14 protein-coding genes are annotated in these 16972 nt (G+C 39.2%); 2 read left to right on the top strand and 12 right to left on the bottom strand.

The window, feature by feature from the left end:
• Nucleotides 1-11: 11 nt before the first annotated feature.
• From QOX35_RS05070 to QOX35_RS05060, 3 genes are all read right to left on the bottom strand, one after another.
• On the bottom strand, nucleotides 12-494 hold the full coding sequence (locus QOX35_RS05070; RefSeq protein WP_283686032.1) for a hypothetical protein: 483 nt from the start codon (nucleotides 492-494) through the stop codon (nucleotides 12-14).
• A 67-nt stretch (nucleotides 495-561) separates the two neighbouring features.
• On the bottom strand, nucleotides 562-2178 hold the full coding sequence (locus QOX35_RS05065; protein ID WP_006843088.1) for an ABC-F family ATP-binding cassette domain-containing protein: 1617 nt from the start codon (nucleotides 2176-2178) through the stop codon (nucleotides 562-564).
• Nucleotides 2179-2344: 166 nt separating this feature from the next.
• A complete protein-coding gene (locus QOX35_RS05060) occupies nucleotides 2345-3538 on the bottom strand; it encodes a lactonase family protein (RefSeq protein ID WP_283686031.1) in 1194 nt (397 codons plus the stop codon).
• A gap of 180 nt (nucleotides 3539-3718) precedes the next feature.
• On the opposite strand from QOX35_RS05060, the gene QOX35_RS05055 reads away from it, so the two are divergent.
• A complete protein-coding gene (locus QOX35_RS05055) occupies nucleotides 3719-3979 on the top strand; it encodes a type B 50S ribosomal protein L31 (RefSeq protein WP_006843090.1) in 261 nt (86 codons plus the stop codon).
• A 78-nt stretch (nucleotides 3980-4057) separates the two neighbouring features.
• Here the strand turns inward: QOX35_RS05055 and QOX35_RS05050 are convergent, their stop codons facing one another.
• From QOX35_RS05050 to QOX35_RS05010, 9 genes are all read right to left on the bottom strand, one after another.
• Nucleotides 4058-6046 (bottom strand): DUF4954 family protein, encoded by a 1989-nt coding sequence (locus tag QOX35_RS05050; RefSeq protein WP_283686030.1) that lies wholly within the window; start codon nucleotides 6044-6046, stop codon nucleotides 4058-4060.
• Nucleotides 6047-6233: 187 nt separating this feature from the next.
• Entirely contained in the window at nucleotides 6234-8576 is a 2343-nt protein-coding gene (locus QOX35_RS05045) for a hypothetical protein (protein ID WP_283686029.1), read from the bottom strand.
• A 266-nt stretch (nucleotides 8577-8842) separates the two neighbouring features.
• Nucleotides 8843-9079: a type II toxin-antitoxin system antitoxin gene (locus QOX35_RS05040; protein WP_283686028.1), complete on the bottom strand. Its 237-nt coding sequence runs from the start codon at nucleotides 9077-9079 to the stop codon at nucleotides 8843-8845.
• The gene (locus QOX35_RS05035; protein ID WP_135104996.1) at nucleotides 9057-9998 is read right to left on the bottom strand and encodes an SPFH domain-containing protein; all 942 of its coding nucleotides are present in this window, start codon (nucleotides 9996-9998) and stop codon (nucleotides 9057-9059) included. The genes QOX35_RS05040 and QOX35_RS05035 overlap by 23 nt, the downstream gene beginning before the upstream one ends.
• Nucleotides 9999-10124: 126 nt before the next feature.
• Complete coding sequence (cobC, locus tag QOX35_RS05030; RefSeq protein ID WP_283686027.1) at nucleotides 10125-10643, bottom strand: alpha-ribazole phosphatase; 519 nt, start codon at nucleotides 10641-10643, stop codon at nucleotides 10125-10127.
• A 31-nt stretch (nucleotides 10644-10674) separates the two neighbouring features.
• The gene (gene cobS, locus QOX35_RS05025) at nucleotides 10675-11430 is read right to left on the bottom strand and encodes an adenosylcobinamide-GDP ribazoletransferase (RefSeq protein WP_283686026.1); all 756 of its coding nucleotides are present in this window, start codon (nucleotides 11428-11430) and stop codon (nucleotides 10675-10677) included.
• Between the two features lie 39 nt (nucleotides 11431-11469).
• A complete protein-coding gene (gene cobT, locus QOX35_RS05020; RefSeq protein WP_006843097.1) occupies nucleotides 11470-12507 on the bottom strand; it encodes a nicotinate-nucleotide--dimethylbenzimidazole phosphoribosyltransferase in 1038 nt (345 codons plus the stop codon).
• Between the two features lie 142 nt (nucleotides 12508-12649).
• A complete protein-coding gene (locus QOX35_RS05015; protein ID WP_283686025.1) occupies nucleotides 12650-13162 on the bottom strand; it encodes a bifunctional adenosylcobinamide kinase/adenosylcobinamide-phosphate guanylyltransferase in 513 nt (170 codons plus the stop codon).
• Nucleotides 13163-13726, bottom strand: coding sequence for a cob(I)yrinic acid a,c-diamide adenosyltransferase (locus QOX35_RS05010; RefSeq protein ID WP_135104991.1), 564 nt, complete (start codon nucleotides 13724-13726; stop codon nucleotides 13163-13165). It lies immediately after the preceding gene.
• Between the two features lie 343 nt (nucleotides 13727-14069).
• Between QOX35_RS05010 and QOX35_RS05005 the strand changes: the two genes are divergently transcribed.
• Entirely contained in the window at nucleotides 14070-16895 is a 2826-nt protein-coding gene (locus QOX35_RS05005; protein ID WP_283686024.1) for a DUF8487 domain-containing protein, read from the top strand.
• Nucleotides 16896-16972 lie beyond the last annotated feature (77 nt).

Below are 16972 nucleotides of genomic sequence, written 5' to 3'. Positions count from 1 at the left end.
TAGTTTGACACTTATTTCAATTCGTACCCGGCTTCCTTTGCGTATGCTTTTTGGGTATTTGCTAACTGCTCAAAACTCGCATTATAAGCATCCATTTTAGCATCATATTCGTCCGAAATTTTATCGAACTCTTCGTCCGAAGATTCTTCTGTTAAAGTGGTAAATTTCCTTCCGGCCTCTACGATTGCTCTTAGATCTTGGTATGTTTTCAAAGCAGCATTTTTAAATTCCTCTGCACCTTTTGGAGCTTCTAAGGCTTTCACAATATCCAGTTCAGCGTCTATCTTCACCAATGCACTATCTGTTGCAGCAGCAATACTTTCATAAGATCCGGAAGCAATAGCCGCAGAAAGAGTCTCTGTATACGAATCGCTTACATGAGAAATCGTCTCATTCGCCTCTACAATCGTATCGTTAAATTTAACAGGAGATGTGCCTCCACAAGAAGTTAAAATAAGACTTACTGTGAGTAATGATAATAATAATTTTTTCATTTCTAATTATGTTAAGATTTTTAATAAGGAATCAAAGATAACTAAAACATATATTGAAGCCAATCTTTTAGGAAGATAAGGCTCTCTTCTTAGCCAAGAACTCTTTGATTCCTCCGATATGCTCACGCACTTTTTTATCCGAAAATTCATAGACTTTTGTCACCAGCCCATCCAAGAAATCACGGTCGTGGGAAACAAGGATAACTGTTCCATCATAGTCTAGCAAGGCATTCTTCAGAACCTCTTTAGTCTTCAAGTCCAAGTGGTTTGTAGGCTCATCGAGAATAAGCAGATTTACAGGCTCAAGCAACAGCTTTATCATAGCTAAGCGTGTTCTCTCCCCTCCCGAAAGTACTTTTACTTTCTTCTCCGAATCGTCCCTGTTAAACATAAAAGCTCCCAGAATATTACGAATTTGAGTACGTATATCGCCCTCGGCAACCCGATCAATAGTTTCAAAGACTGTGAGATCTTCATCTAACAAATCAGCCTGGTTCTGTGCAAAGTAACCAACTTGTACATTATGTCCTAAAAGTATACTGCCATCGTATGATGTTTCGCCCATCACGCATTTTACAAATGTAGATTTTCCTTCTCCGTTCTTTCCTGCCAAAGCAATTTTCTCGCCACGCTCTATCATCAGATTGGCATTTTCAAAAACCAGATAGTCATCATATTTTTTCGTTACCATATCTACCGTCAACGGATAATTGCCCGAACGTGTAGCCGGCTGGAAGCGAATACGGATTTGCGATTTGTCTTCTTCATCTATCTCCACACGCTCCATCTTTTCCAATTGACGGATACGGCTTTGAACAAGTACCGCTTTAGCCGCTTGCGCTCTAAAGCGTTCTATAAATTCTTCTATCTCGGCTATCTGTTTTTGTTGAGCCTCCCATGCATGTATCTGTTGTTGGCGACGTTCCTGTCTGAGCTCTACATATTTAGAATAGTTTACCTTATAGTCGTAAATACGCCCCATGGTTAACTCAATCGTACGTGTAGTTACCGCATCGATAAAAGCACGGTCGTGGGAAATAAGAACCACAGCTTTTGCCTGAGTATTTATAAAGTCTTCGAGCCAACCAATAGATTCTATATCAAGGTGATTTGTAGGCTCATCGAGCAACATCACATCGGGATTACTCAACAAGAGTTTAGCAAGCTCGATACGCATACGCCATCCTCCACTAAACTCGTTGGTAGGACGATCGAGATCGGCACGCTTAAAACCCAGACCGAGTAATGCTTTTTCTACTTCACCTTCAAAGTTGACATCTTCGACCATCGCCAAGCGTTCGTGGGCATGAGTAAAGTCATCTATCAGTTTGGCATAATCATCTGATTCGTAGTCGGTACGTGTTTCCAACTGCTTATTCATATCCTCAATCTTTGCTTGCAGATCGAAGATATAAGAGAATGCTAAAGATGCTTCTTCACGGACTGTACGCTCATCGGTAATTTTCATTACCTGAGGAAGATACCCAACGGTAACGCCATCAGGCCCGGTTATTGTCCCTCTGAAGTGCGTATTGACACCTGCCAGAATTTTGAGCATAGTACTCTTCCCTGCCCCATTCTTACCTACAAGCGCAATTTTATCTTTATCATTAATGATATAGCTTATATTATCGAACAATACTCTATCCCCTAACTCAACTTTTAAGCTGTCAACAATTAACATCGAATCTGTATTTTATTTTTTGAAGGTGCAAAGGTAGAGAAAAATAAGACACGAAATATCAAAACGAATTCCTGTTAATCGTTATCGTTGGAAATAGCAAAGAGAAGAGACGGTCATCTCCTCTCTTCTGAATAATAAAAAGATAAGTAATATTTTTAGCCTTACCTTACTTGAAAGAAGTAAATTTCAGGCAAACAGGCATATCCAGTTCTATATCCTTATATGTATTTTCCAAAAGGCCTGTAACTCTATCTATAAGGAATATTTGGATGACATCATTATCACGACTTGCCACCAATAAGAATTTACCATTCGGAGTAATCACGAAATTACGTGGATGCACTCCTGTTTCCTGATAGCCAACTTTGGTTAACTTACCATCTGCCTGATTTATAGAAAATATTGCGATACCATCGCCTTTCAGGCGGTTGGATGCATAAAGGAATTTGCCGTCAGGCGACACATGAATATCAGCACTACCCTTTGCGCCAAGTGTATCAGCTTGGATTGTTTGAATTTGAGTCAGATTACCGGCGTTAGCATCGTAGTTGAATGCGATAACAGCGCCCGATAGTTCATTAATAAGGTATGCATATTTTCCATTCGGATGAAAATCAAGATGTCTTGGTCCCGATTCGGCTGCTACATCAAAAGCAGCAGGTGTTCCTACTTTGAGATAATTCCCCTCATTACTTTCATTTATCCCGAATTTATGTATTTTATCTGTTCCCAAGTCATCAGCGAATAGAAATTTTCCATCAGGAGAATAGCGTACACAATGTAGGTGAGGAGCTTTCTGACGCTCTGCATCTGTTCCTTTTCCTGTAAAACGAATCAATTGAGAAGCAGTAGTCAGCGTTCCGTCACCGTTAATATCAAAGGCTGTAATACTACCACCCGAATAATTAGCGGTAACAACATGCTTGCCGGTTTTGTCGAGCTCTATATAACAAGGGTCTGCTCCACCTGTCAATTGCGAATTTAGAAGTTTTAGAGTGCCATCTTTCTTATCGAAAACGAAAGCATTGGCCGCAGCTTTTGCGTCTCCTGTTTCGGAGACAGAATAAACATGCGTACCTTCTTTATTGATAGTAAGGTATGATGGATTGGTCACCTTAACCACACTTTTATATTTGGAAAAACCTGAAACGGTATCAAATTGATAAACATAAATACCTTCGCTCTCGCCTGTTGTATATGTACCCACCAGCAAGTACAAACTTGTTTCGTCTGAGATCGTTTCTGCACTCATATTTGTTGTATCCGACGGATCAATATTTGAATTATCCACATTTGTTTTTTGTTTGCAAGAAATAAGGGAAAGAACAGCGAAAGCTGAAAATAAAATATATTTACGCATAATACTCTATTTTATGTAAAAGATGAACCTGAAAAATGTTTACTAGAACAAAAGAAGGCAAAAATTATTAGTTTACGGCATTTTTTCAATACAAAATTCAAAAGAAATATTTTGCTTTAATAAGATTAAAAAGCTATCTTTGTCGGCTGAAAAAGAAGAAACAATTTAAACTACTATAAAATGAAGAAAGATATTCATCCAGCAAACTATCGTCCGGTTGCTTTCAAGGATATGTCAAACGATGAGGTATTTATTTCACGTTCAACTATCAATGCTAAAGAAACTATCGACATAGATGGTGTTACTTATCCATTGGTGAAGCTTGAAATCACAAGTTCTTCTCACCCGTTCTATACAGGAAAACAAAAACTTGTAGATACAGCAGGACGTGTTGATAAGTTTATGAACCGTTACGCTAAGCGTACACAACCAAAGAAATAATTGTAATTTAATTACAAGTTTAACTAAAAAAGGCTATTCGAATGAATAGCCTTTTTTAGTATGTATATGTCAATTATTTTAACCAACTACCTTTTCCAATTTACTTATAGTCTCGTTGCCTAATTTGGTCTTCGATTCGATATGCTTCAAAACGGTCTCCACAAAAGGATTTTCTTCAAAAATACCACGCACTTGTTCAAAGTCTATTTTTTGCTGATGCTTATCTCCATCCACACCAAAACCTGTATGAGAAGATAAAGAAAATTCTTTCTTAGCATCCTCATAAATCATTCTATCCAGCTCTACAACAGCTTCTTTCCATTGACTAACAATATCAATAATATCCTGAGCGGTAACTGTATCCAACGACAGGTTATAATATTGCTGTATCTTATCCCATGCCCAAGTCCATTCCAGTGAGTAATAGTTTTTATGCAGTTGCTCAAAAATAGCATTCATCTCACTCACATGTTTTATATTATCTGATTCTATATCGTCTATAAGCTTATCTATCTCAGAACGAGGAACAAGCATACCTCCCACATCACTCCATTCATTCAGTCCCACTTCGGTGTCAGGTTTCAAACATTCCCTGATTTCCTCATTGCTAGTGTATGAACACTTCGATAAGCGTGAAATAATAGAGTTCCCAAGAAACTTATTAATAGCCATATTGTACAATTTCAATCCTCTCTTCAGAGAAGTACCTTTGATACGGCAACTCTGATATGTGTACGATCCCGATGTTTCGCCACAGGTCTCTTTCAGCCCTTCCAATATTTCGATCGCCTTAAACATTTTCTGTATTGTATAGGGACTCAGCAGGTTGAAATTTATCTGATCTAGTTTTTCAGGATCTTTTCGTCTATCTCTTTTCGGAAATTTCTGTGCATCACGAATCGTACCTACACTTCGCAAGTTAATACCGGGAACCAATACCGACTCATCTTTATCCTCTATCAGATAAGAGAACGGCATATTGGAGGTATCTGCATTATAATAGTGGCGTCCCATAATAAGAGAAAAAGCTCCGATGCGTGAAGGCCATAGGATATACGAATTACTGGTTGTTTTTCCTCCACGCTCTACAATGCCCTGATGGATAGGCCCGAGCTTGTACATGTGATTACTCTGGTTAGATCCAGAACCTGCATTCATAAAAGAAAACATTCCGGCAATCAAGAGCGTAGACTTGTGATGAGTCACCGTATAAGGCCCGGCAAATAAAGCACAGGCTTCACCATTCTCACCCTGACAATTACTAAAGAATAATGAATCGCTCGCCGAATAGGTATGTCCCAATTGGCATGATTGCCCTACAAAGCAGCGTGTAAGCATCGTCCCGTCTTCAACTCGTGAACCCGAACAAACAATAAAGTCATTCGCCATTACGCTATACCCGATATGAACAGGATCGTACTGGTTACTGTTAATACTTCCGTTCTCAAGATGTCGTGCTCCTTCTATTGTGGCATAGTCTCCGATGTGTACATTTTTTATTGCTCCTGCATTTACAATCGTCACATTATCGCCTATGTATCCAAAATCAGAGGTGCGTTCTTTGGCATAATCAGCGACCATACCCTGAAGTTTTTTTATCAATACAGGTCGATGACGATAGAAAGAAAGAATATAGGCAAAATGAGCACTCAGTTTATCATAGATCATAACCTCGCGCCCGCCCGTTTCGTTTAATACCGAAACCTCTATTCCATTTCCAAACGATGATTGTCCTTCTACATAGAGATGATGTATGTTTTGTATGCGCACATTACTGCCAATACGATAGTTAGCTATATAATTCTGTACATTTTCGATAAGCACATTGTCACCCAATTCACAATTATGGAGGCAAGTATGCTTCAGACCTGAATGCTTTTTCAGCCCTCCCGGCAATGTGAATTCATCCTCAAAGACACCTAACTTAACTTTGCCCGAAAAATTGGTATGTTTAACATAGTCCGGTTTGAAATTTTTATGTACCGAAATATTGTTCCAGTTATCGGCTAAGCAACCCTGACTCTCGAGTCTTGTTATTTCTTCCGGGGTTAGATTTCTGTAATCCATATATTATATTTAGATTAAAAGTTGAATAAAAAAAACGATTTGTATACATCTTACAATAATACACACCGTATTTTTATCAACTGAGACAAATTTAATAATAATGTCTTTCAGTACTATCGAAATTCTATCTTTTTAATAAGAAACCCCGATTATAGTTTAATTTATAATCGGGGTTTCTTACTTTATATTAATTCGCATCCGCTACTTCAATATCTTCTATCGGTGTGGATAAGCCCTCTATCCGCCGCTGTAAGCTATATTTACTTATCAGATCGGCAATTTCAGGATCGAGAGGTGCACGATAAACTTTCGATGGGTCTAACTCGCAGGCACGCATCAAGTGATCGATTGCCTCATTATCCTTATTTGAACGAATCGACAGTATGGTTCTCAAATATTCAGTATTTCCTGTTTCAGGCAAACCATCCAATACTTCTTTAGCCTTGGCATTATACCCCATACATATCAAGCACAATGCCGTATTGTAATCGGGATAATCGGACAAAATTTCCAAAGCCTTCCAATACTCCCTGTCTTGCAGTAGTTTCAATCCTTTTTCATAGTTTGGTCTTTCCTGAACATCCAGCGCAGTTTCTTCGGTCATACCCGGACGATGCATATTAAACTCGAACGTAGCTTTATTGAGCAACGGATAGATAGAATCTCGAATCACCTTATAGTCGTCCGCAAAATCTTTCTTTATCTTGGCTTCTGTATCATCAGGATCTATAGCCCCTTCGAGAAGTGCAAGAATCTGTGTTTTATTCATTATATCATTTCGCTGCTGAATCTGGTTTGCCAAGGTATTCCAGTCTTCTCCTCCAAACTCGACCTTAATAACATTGTTGACATCATTCACTTCGCCGGACAGCGACTTAACAAAGTATTCTTTAATCGCATCGGCTCGTTTTTCGGTTAATTTATAGTTTTTGTCGTATGATCCATCCAGCGCCGTAGTTACTCTAAGAACAATACTGTCGACAACAAACTTACCATCTTCAGTAAATGCACGGTATGTATTTAACACATTATTTATTTGGGCTTTATTATCCTTATAATTGATACCAAAAGCAGATTGTCCGGGCTGAAACTTCACGTAGGTAGTCAAACGATTGTATGCATCCCTATACAGTTTTGTTCTTTTATAGATCAGTGATGTATCTACCAACTGCGACAATGACGATATAAAATACGAAATAGTATCGCCAGGTGCCATCATATAACGGCTTCTATCCACAGCATCTACACGCCCATTCATTGTCAGGCTAAGTTTTTTAAGTCCCACTGTTACCGGATGATCTTGCTTATATAGGTATACAAAATCACGACCCGTATCTATAATTGTATCCAAACGAACACCTTCTTCGTAAGGAAATGGTATCATTTCTTTTGCCACCTCTCCTTTACGCTCTTTCTTCATTTCATTTTCGGCAATAGCCTCAAACAGATATCTGTTTTGAGCTATTTCGATAGAGTCACTTTCGGTAAGTACATTGTTTATTATATCATCCAACGAACGCCCTTCTTCGTACGCTTCACGAAATTTTGCCGGCATCTTCATATAGCTTACCTCAAAGTTCTTATCATCCAACACAAGAGCTTTTGCATTCTTATTGAACTTCTTCATGTATTGAGCAAACAAGCCCACGGTATCTTTACCATTAGCCATATCGCGGATCACCTGCTCACGTGCCTTACGCACATATTCATTATAAAAGCGTTGACGATACCCTTTGAGCTTAGCTAGCTCGGCTGCATCAAACTTACTTTTCTCTGTCTTCCATTTCTCATATTCCATCTGCTTACTCCACTCCCGGTAGTATTCTTCATAATACAAGTTCTGGCGATTTCTGATATCTTTATCTGTTCCGGCTCTATCGAAGAATACGTCGTCATATTTATCATTTCCTACAATAGACTTCATATAGTTATCATATTCGGCATAATCCTGCTTTTGCTTGGCGAGAAATGCTTCACCTTTAAGCACCACCTCTTTGAGAGGTATAATAGAGTCGTTGTGGAACAGTTTAGGAGACAACGTCATCCTGAAATTTTCAGACAGAAGTTCTTTAGGCACTCTTACTAAAAAATCTACTTTTACTCGTCCATTGCGCTCAGGCGTAAATCGAGATTTAGCCGTAACCACAACTTCTGATAGTTGTTGCACCTCGTTAAGGCTGGTTGCTTTTTTACCTTCTCGGTCAACAGACTCTGTTATATTTTCAGCATTGGTAAATGTTACTTCTTCAGAAACAGTCCTTGTGCCTCTTACATCCAACCCCTTCTGAAATGGAAGTTCTATTGTTGCTCTTCTCAATTGCTGCATAAATAATGGCTTCACCATTGCTTCTTTGGGCTTATCTTTGGAGTAAGAAAAACCTCGTCCTGCAACATCCTCTCCTCGGGAAGCTCTTATATCACGAACCGACTCGGATGATTTGCATGAGAACATGATGAATGATATTATTATCAGAAACGGAATAGAAAAACATGCTGTCTTGGCAACACGTGTAGTAATGTTTGTTTTCATAAGTTTGCTTTCGTATATCATTAAATAATAATGATCTGTATATTGTATAGTTTTTGTAAAAACAGTGCAAAGATAGACAATGTCTACCAATATCTAAACAAATAAAAACTAATTTTTCGGAATAAAACGAAAGTAGGTCATCTTTTCTATCAGAATAAGAGACATTTAACTCCACAAACCTCTCCAGAACAGTATTCGCAAGACTTTCTTCAATATGTTAAAAAAAACAAAGAATGCCGGGTAATAAATATCCGGCATTCTCTTTCTTATTCATGATTATTGTCTATGCGTGTTTCTTTCTTCTTTTTTATTCGTCCTGCCTTTCGCAGTGCCTGATCAAGTATATATTGAATTTGTCCGTTAGTACTACGAAACTCATCGGCAGCCCATTTTTCTATTGCTTCCATCATCTCGGGATCGACTCGCAAGACGAAACTTTTAACTGCTGATTCCTTTTCTTTCTTAGTCACAATTAAATATTTATTGATGAAGCGTTCCCGCATTTACAATCGGCTGTGCTGCTTCGTCTGCACATAACACGACAAGCAGATTGCTAACCATTGCAGCCTTGCGTTCTTCATCCAATTCTACAATTCCTTCTTTCAAGAGTTTATCTAGTGCCAATTGAACCATACTGACGGCACCTTCCACTATCTTTTCGCGAGCAGCAATAATCGCATCAGCCTGCTGACGACGGAGCATTACACTCGCAATCTCGGCGGCATATGCCAGATAATTGATGCGTGCTTCTATTACTTCTATACCCGCAATCGCCAAACGACTATTCAGTTCCTCTTCGAGCTTCTCGCTGATTTCACCATTGTCAGAGCGCAATGTTACATCACCGTCTTTGCTTTCATTATTGTCGTATGCATACATGCCGGCTACCTGACGTAAAGCTGCATCGCTTTGTATTTTTACAAAGTTCTCGTAAGCCTGCATTCTGTTCGAAAATTGAATATAGTTATTCACCGAACCGGCAGTAATTCCCGTAATAGAAGATGTGTCTATGTCAAACATCGCCTTATACGTATCTTTTACTTTCCAAACCAGCACAGAGCCGATCATAATAGGATTACCGACTTTATCGTTCACCTTTATAGGTGGCACATCGAGATTACGTGCTCTGAGTGTCACTTTCTTTTTATTATAAAAAGGATTTACCCAAAGAAAACCGTTATCGGTAATAGTCCCTTTATATTTACCAAAGAAAACCATGACTCTGGCTTCGTTAGGCTCTACAATCATAAATCCTAGAATGGCCAGGGAAGATAGGAAAATAAAAAATACAGCTATAAACACTAAAGGAATATAGCCTAGGCTAAAAGACCATATACTGGCAGCCAATACTACAATAATGATAAATAAGGCTAGGAAGCCTGAAATCTTAGTGCCTTTAAAATCTTTCTCGAGTGTTTCCATATTTATTATGATATTAAAATGATATCATAAAAATAGATATAATTTTGAATAACACAAAACAATTTAGCAAAAAAAAGAGCCTTGTCATTAAACAAGACTCTGAACGTATATATAGATAAATATTAATCAATTCGATTCAAATTCGAGCACCTCACCGTATTCTGCCAACTTGTCGAAAGCTCCTTGCAAGTCTGTTTGTCCAAAGTAAACTCTAAAACAGTTGATAACTCCACCATGAGCAAAAACAACAACAGAAGAATAATCTTTCTTTACCAGTTCGTCGATGAAAGATGCAACGCGTGCATACATCTGATCGAAAGACTCACCATTGGGTGTGGGTGTCCTTATCCAGTCCTTGTCCCATTCTTCCATATCAATGCGATCCCATTCTTTCATCTCCCAATCACCAAAGTGCAATTCTTTCAGGCGGTCGTACAATTGAATATCGGTAAAACCACAATATTCAGCAAGACGCTTTGCTCTGCTTAGCGGGCTTGAAAAAACAGCATCAAACTGCAAATCTTGCAACTTCTGCTTCACCACCTCAGCTTCGCTTTCAAAGGTATCTTTTAGCGGCACATCCGTTTGTCCGTAACAAACTCCATTAACTCCCACGGCCGTGTGGCGTACTATATATATTTTCATATTTAAACTTACGTATAGATAATAATTCTCCCTAGCATAATTTCAGGATAATACTTATCCCGAGAAAGAAAGACAACTCACATAATAGAAACATTGCACCGCAACAATCTCCGGTATACCCTTGTGCCTTTCTTTTCATGAGTAAAATCAATCCAAGGAAAACAAAGATAGGAAATATTATAGCCGCCCAAAAGTGAATATTTAATAATAATACGAAAGGCAGCAAACCAAACAAAGCCGAAATAAGAGCGGTGCGCAAAGACATTTTCTTATATACTGTTTTCGATTTACTCGTTTCCGCATTTCGGGCATAAGGAAGGAATAAGGTAATTTGTGAACTGATAAGCTTGCATAACGGATCGCCCACCAAGATTACAGTACAAGCCAAATGCAGACCTAGATTTTCTAAAAAGAAATAAAAGAATAAGAAGTAAAATATCAAGCTGATTACTCCATAAGTACCGATATGCGAATCTTTCATTATCTCCAATATGCGTTCGCGGGTAGTACCTCCTCCAAAGCCATCGAAGAAATCGGCAAAGCCGTCTTCATGCAATGCTCCTGTAATGAGCAGGCGGCTAAGAAGAGCCACAATTATGGCAATGGAATAAGGTAAGATCTGAGCAGCACCCCACAGCACTCCCGCCATAATACCGGCAGTAAGCCAGCCTACTACAGCCCAGTAGTTTATCACTTGCTTAAAATATTCGGCAGGGACATTAAATGCTTTTATACGCCAAAAAGGTAAGCGTGTAAAAAAGACAAGTGCTGCTGCTATTTGTTTCATCAGTTATAGAGGTTGCCTTCGGAAAGGCAAGTTGCTATTTTAAAAATACTTCGTTACTTGGATTTCTTTAAATGAATTCATCTCATTTATCATACGCACGGCCGAATCGACGATAGGATATGCGCAAATAGCACCTGTTCCCTCTCCCAGCCTAAGTCCTAAACTAAGAATAGGTTTTGCATTCAGATACTCCAACACAAGCTTATGTCCGGCCTCATCTCCCTGATGTCCGAAGACAGCATAGTGCAGAACATTCTTATTCAACTTTGATGCCACCAACATACAGTTTGTCATAATAAAGCCATCGATAAGAATTATCATTTTCAGTTCGGCAGCCTTGAGCATAGCACCTACAGTCATCACCATTTCATAACCACCGAAATAGCGCATAATATCTTCGACAGAAGCATCGCCTTTGTAATTATCCATCGATTGCTTCAGCACCTTATACTTATGGTTGATAATATTGCCTGTATGATCACAGCCTGCACCAATACACTGATCCAAAGGGATACCTGTGAGGTATGTCATCCATAGCGAAGATGAAGAGGTATTTGTAATCCCCATTTCACCAAAGCTAATCACGTTACAACCCTCATCAAAGCAAGCTTGTACGCATTCAGCTCCCGATTGTATGGCTTGTTCCATTTCCTCTTTTGTCATAGCAGCTTCATGCAGATAGTTGCGTGTGCTTTTTCGAATCTTCTTGTGGATAATCGGATCTTCGGGCTTAAAGTCGAAATTAACACCGGCATCAACAACCTTTAGATTGAATCCGTGCTGACGTGCCAAAAAGTTGATTCCTGCTCCTCCATTCCAAAAATTTGCTATCATCTGATAGGTTACCTCTTGCGGCGATGGGCTCACACCTTCTGCTGCAATACCGTGATCTCCTGCAAATACGATGTGACAAGGATTTGTCAACTTCGGATTCAAAGATTGTTGTATCCAACCGATTTGCATAGCCAACTCTTCGAGTTTACCCAAAGAACCTTTAGGCTTTGTGAGGTTATCAATTTTTTCTTGTAAGTAAGAGCGTACTTCGTCTTCCGGTTTTTCGATGTTAAATTGTTGCATTGTATATTTAGTTTCTTTTAGATTTTAATTTTACAGTCGCTTTTCGTTGCTATGCTGTTGGCTCAAAACATCTTGTTTTCAAAGATTCGTCGTATTCGACAGAATGTTATGTTATTAAAAACAATAACGACAAAATTTATGATCACTTCACTTTCAGGGGAATACCCGAGACCATCAGATAAACCTCATCAGCGTTTTCGGCAAGATATTGATTGAGCCAGCCTTGCAAATCGGCAAATTTACGTTGCAAGTCGTTTTGAGACATTTCGCCCATGCCTATTTCGTTTGTAACAAAAATAAACACGGCATCTTGAGCAACAAGCTTTCTGAATTCAGATTTCAGAGCAGTAAGGGCAGCTTCAACATCCGAATTCAGGTCGAAGAAAAAATTCGTAGCCCATAGCGTAACGCAATCTATAAGCACTACTTTATTGTCAAAGGAATGCTCACTCAAGAATTTCTCTTCTTCTACATTTATCCAATTATCTGCCCGTTCGGCTTTATGTCTTTCTATCCGCAGGCGATGTTCGTCATCCCATATTCGCGAAGTTGCCAGATATACAGGATTAGGAGACAAAGACAATGCTAACTTTTGTGCATAGCTGCTTTTACCTGAACGTTGCCCCCCTGTTATAAGGGTTATTTGCTTAGCCATTTATTTTCTCTTATACAAAAAATCTTTCCAGCGTTCTTCTACATCACCTGCTTTATACATTTCGTAACGAGCCATTGTGAAGAACAAGTCGGACAAACGATTAATAAATCGCATAACAGCTGCGGGAACTTCATCCTGCTTGTTTAGAGTCCACAAGCGACGTTCGGCACGACGAGCCACAGCACGAGCCAATTGCAAGTTTGCTGAAACAACTGTCCCTCCGGGCAAAACGAAAGTTTCGCTGGGTCCCATTTCATCTGTCATTTTATCCATACATTCCTCGCAAAATTTATCCAGATTTTCATCCAGAACATTTTGGTTTGTAGCTCTTATATCCGATGGTGTAGCCACCTGAGACATCACAACCATTATCTCTGTTTGTATCTTGAACAGAATAGGCTGCCACTCATGATCTGAAGATAAGTGAGCCCGAACAACACCTATTACAGAGTTCAGCTCATCGATTGTACCATTGGCTTCAATTCGTGGATGATCTTTACTCACACGTTTTCCTCCAAAGATTCCGGTTTTACCTTTATCTCCTCCTCGGGTATATATTTTCATTTTTTATGGTATGTATTATATTATATATTAAAGAATTTCCTTCTGTCATTCTGAAAGATATTAAAGAAGTCAACACGACAAGATTAACTCCCATATAAAGTCAAACAAAGATACAACAAGTAGAGATGAATCTATCCCATTTTTTAGGCTTTTTCATATAATTTATCTAATAGGATGAGTAGACAAAAGAATGGAAAGGGTGGAGAAAAGTAACAGCAATAAAATAGGAAAAGAGCTGTTACCTTTGTTACTTTTTAACAATTAATTCCTGTTTAACAATACATTCTCTATCTCACTTTTTAGTTTATCTTTGTCTGTAATTTAATTCGTTAACGTCAACCTTATGCGATTAAACATTTGCATCGTTTCAATTTTTATCTGTCTCTTACTGGCAACCTCATGTACCGAAAAGAAGGTAGTATTCAACCAACGGGAATTTATCTCTCTTTCGGGAAAATGGCACTGCGACCTTGGCGAAATAAATCTGCCCGGAACTGTAGATGAAAGCCGTCTCGCACTCCGCAATAGCGATACCCTTAGCACAGGGCAGCTTACCCGGTTGAATCCTTATGTAGGAAAGATGAAATATACCAAAGAGCTTGAAATACCGGCAGGTTCAGCTCAGAAAGAATGGCGACTGATCATGGAGCGAACAAAACCCTCTACGGTGTGGATAGACAAAGACAGCATAGGAACAAGCTCGCTGATATTATCACCTCAGATATACAATCTCGGAAAATTAGCCGCAGGAAAGCACACCGTGACTATCGTAATAGACAACAGCCCTGCTTCTGTACCACAAGGAATACATGGCTCGCATGCTTGGACCGATGCGACACAAACAAACTGGAATGGCATAATCGGAAAATTCGGACTCGAAGCCAATGATGGCATTCTCATTAGCGACCTTCAGGTTTATCCAAATGTTTCTTCTAAGACGATACCAGTTGTAGCACAAATCAAATCGTCAGTAAGTGGAAAAGCCGAAATATCGGTTCAGGGATACCTATGGAATACAGCACAAAATATTGCTATACCCGAGCAAGTTATCAACATAGACCTAAAAGAGGGGTTGGAAACATATAAGTTTGATATCAACGTGGGCAACAAACACGTTTTGTGGAGTGAATTTGATCCTGCCCTATACAAGGTTAATTTCGCAATAGAAAGTCAGAATATAAAAGACAGTTATACTATCGACTTTGGTCTCAGAGACTTTTCAGCAAAAGGAACACAGTTTGAAATTAATTCTCTAAAAACATTTCTACGGGGCAAACACGATGCCTGCGTATTTCCTCTCACCGGCTACCCGCCGATGAATAAAGAAGAATGGAAAAGACAAATGCGCATCGCCAAAGAATATGGGATAAACCATTACAGATTTCACTCGTGGACACCTCCGCAAGCAGCTTTTGATGCGGCAAACGAAGAAGGCATATACATGCAGGCGGAACTGCCATACTGGGGAGCAATGGACACGACAAACACCGACCTCAACAAATTCTTGATTAACGAAGGTGAGCATATCCTTACCACTTATGGTAACAATCCTTCGTTCGTTATGATGGCTTTAGGCAATGAGCTTGGAGGTGATGTAGAACTCATGCGTAACATTGTAACAAAGTTCCGCACTTCCGACCAACGTCATCTTTATGCTTTTGGTGCAAATAATATGCTGGGTACTGCCGGACAACAACAAGGTGAAGATTTCTTTGTCACGTGTCGTGTTGGCGGACAGGTAGGTTCCGACGATTACTCAACTCATACACGTGCGACATTCTCTTTTGCCGATGCCAAAGACGGAGGGTATATGAACGCTACATACCCTTCTACCGCCATCACTTTCTCAAAAGCTGTAGAAAACTGTACTGTACCGATTATAAGCCACGAAAACGGTCAATTTCAAGTATATCCGGATTATAACGAGATAAAAAAATATACCGGAGTACTGTATCCTTACAATATGGAAATATTCCGCAAACGACTTCAGGAAAATGGACTTGAAGATCAGGCTGATGCCTTCCATAAGGCTACGGCACGTTTTGCTGCCCTCTGCTACAAGGCTGATATAGAAATGTGCCTTCGCACACCGGGGTTTGGAGGTTTCCAATTACTGGATTTGCAGGATTATCCGGGGCAAGGAAGTGCCTATGTCGGTATACTGGATGCTTTTATGGATAATAAGGGCGGAATGGCGGCAGAAGAATTCGACGGTTTTTGTGACGAAATAGTTCCACTTTCCATTATGTCTAAATACTGCTGGAGCAATAGCGAGATATTTACAGCGGAGATAAAACTAAGCAACTATTCGAAGGAAGCTCTCTCGAAAAAGAATTTGTCATGGACGCTAAGCAAAGCGCATAGCAATGTAAATGTAGCCAGAGGAGAATTTCCTATCAATATTTCTCAAGGTCATTTAGGCGAAGTAGGAAAAATAAAAGTACCTCTTCAAGATATAAATACGGCAACTCAACTCGTATTGACATTACAAACAGGCCCTCATGTAAATAAATACGATATATGGGTATATCCCGACAAGGAAGTATCTGTAAAATCGGATATAAAAGAAACTTCGAGCCTGAAACAAGCTTTAGACTTGCTACAACAGGGAAATAAAGTATTATATATTCCCGATCACAAAGAAGTAGAAAAGCTTTCTGTTGGTGGATTATTTACTCCCGACTATTGGAATTACGCCATGTTCAAGAATATTTCGGAATGGTTGAAAAGGGATGTGTCTCCGGGAACACTCTCTATATTGACAGACCCTTCACACCCGCTATTCAAGGAGTTTCCGACCGAAACACATAGCAACTGGCAATGGTGGATTATATCAAAAAACTCAAGACCTCTTATTCTCGACAGAACCCCTAAGGACTACAAACCGTTGGTACAGGTAATTGACAATATCGAGCGTAACCACAAACTTGGATTGATATTCGAAATGCAGGTTGGTAAAGGAAAATTGCTTGTTTGTATGTGCGATCTGAAAGCTATTAGCGACAAACCCGAAGGAAAACAGTTTGGGCAGGCTATAATCGATTATATGAGTTCTACCGACTTTGCTCCTACAAATGAATACACAGCAGAAGATATAAAAAGCCTATTTTGCACTTCTATAAAAGAGAAGAAGATTGTAGGAGTAAAGAATATTACTACTTATAAGTAGATAGGACTTGTCATTCTGAATGAAGTCAAGTATCTCATATCCGATAGAGAATGTTCGATACATTCAGAATGACAAGC

The sequence above is a fragment of the Dysgonomonas sp. Marseille-Q5470 genome (assembly GCF_951230145.1).
In the GTDB taxonomy this organism is placed as follows: domain Bacteria; phylum Bacteroidota; class Bacteroidia; order Bacteroidales; family Dysgonomonadaceae; genus Dysgonomonas.
Note: the sequence above shows the minus strand (reverse complement) of the source record. Positions and strands in the feature narration are given on the sequence as shown.

Coding starts and splice junctions, on each gene's coding strand:
- QOX35_RS05070 (WP_283686032.1), bottom strand. CDS start 494: ATGAAAAAATTATTATTATCATTACTCACAGTAAGTCTTATTTTAACT.
- QOX35_RS05065 (WP_006843088.1), bottom strand. CDS start 2,178: ATGTTAATTGTTGACAGCTTAAAAGTTGAGTTAGGGGATAGAGTATTG.
- QOX35_RS05060 (WP_283686031.1), bottom strand. CDS start 3,538: ATGCGTAAATATATTTTATTTTCAGCTTTCGCTGTTCTTTCCCTTATT.
- QOX35_RS05055 (WP_006843090.1), top strand. CDS start 3,719: ATGAAGAAAGATATTCATCCAGCAAACTATCGTCCGGTTGCTTTCAAG.
- QOX35_RS05050 (WP_283686030.1), bottom strand. CDS start 6,046: ATGGATTACAGAAATCTAACCCCGGAAGAAATAACAAGACTCGAGAGT.
- QOX35_RS05045 (WP_283686029.1), bottom strand. CDS start 8,576: ATGAAAACAAACATTACTACACGTGTTGCCAAGACAGCATGTTTTTCT.
- QOX35_RS05040 (WP_283686028.1), bottom strand. CDS start 9,079: ATGCGGGAACGCTTCATCAATAAATATTTAATTGTGACTAAGAAAGAA.
- QOX35_RS05035 (WP_135104996.1), bottom strand. CDS start 9,998: ATGGAAACACTCGAGAAAGATTTTAAAGGCACTAAGATTTCAGGCTTC.
- cobC (WP_283686027.1), bottom strand. CDS start 10,643: ATGAAAATATATATAGTACGCCACACGGCCGTGGGAGTTAATGGAGTT.
- cobS (WP_283686026.1), bottom strand. CDS start 11,430: ATGAAACAAATAGCAGCAGCACTTGTCTTTTTTACACGCTTACCTTTT.
- cobT (WP_006843097.1), bottom strand. CDS start 12,507: ATGCAACAATTTAACATCGAAAAACCGGAAGACGAAGTACGCTCTTAC.
- QOX35_RS05015 (WP_283686025.1), bottom strand. CDS start 13,162: ATGGCTAAGCAAATAACCCTTATAACAGGGGGGCAACGTTCAGGTAAA.
- QOX35_RS05010 (WP_135104991.1), bottom strand. CDS start 13,726: ATGAAAATATATACCCGAGGAGGAGATAAAGGTAAAACCGGAATCTTT.
- QOX35_RS05005 (WP_283686024.1), top strand. CDS start 14,070: ATGCGATTAAACATTTGCATCGTTTCAATTTTTATCTGTCTCTTACTG.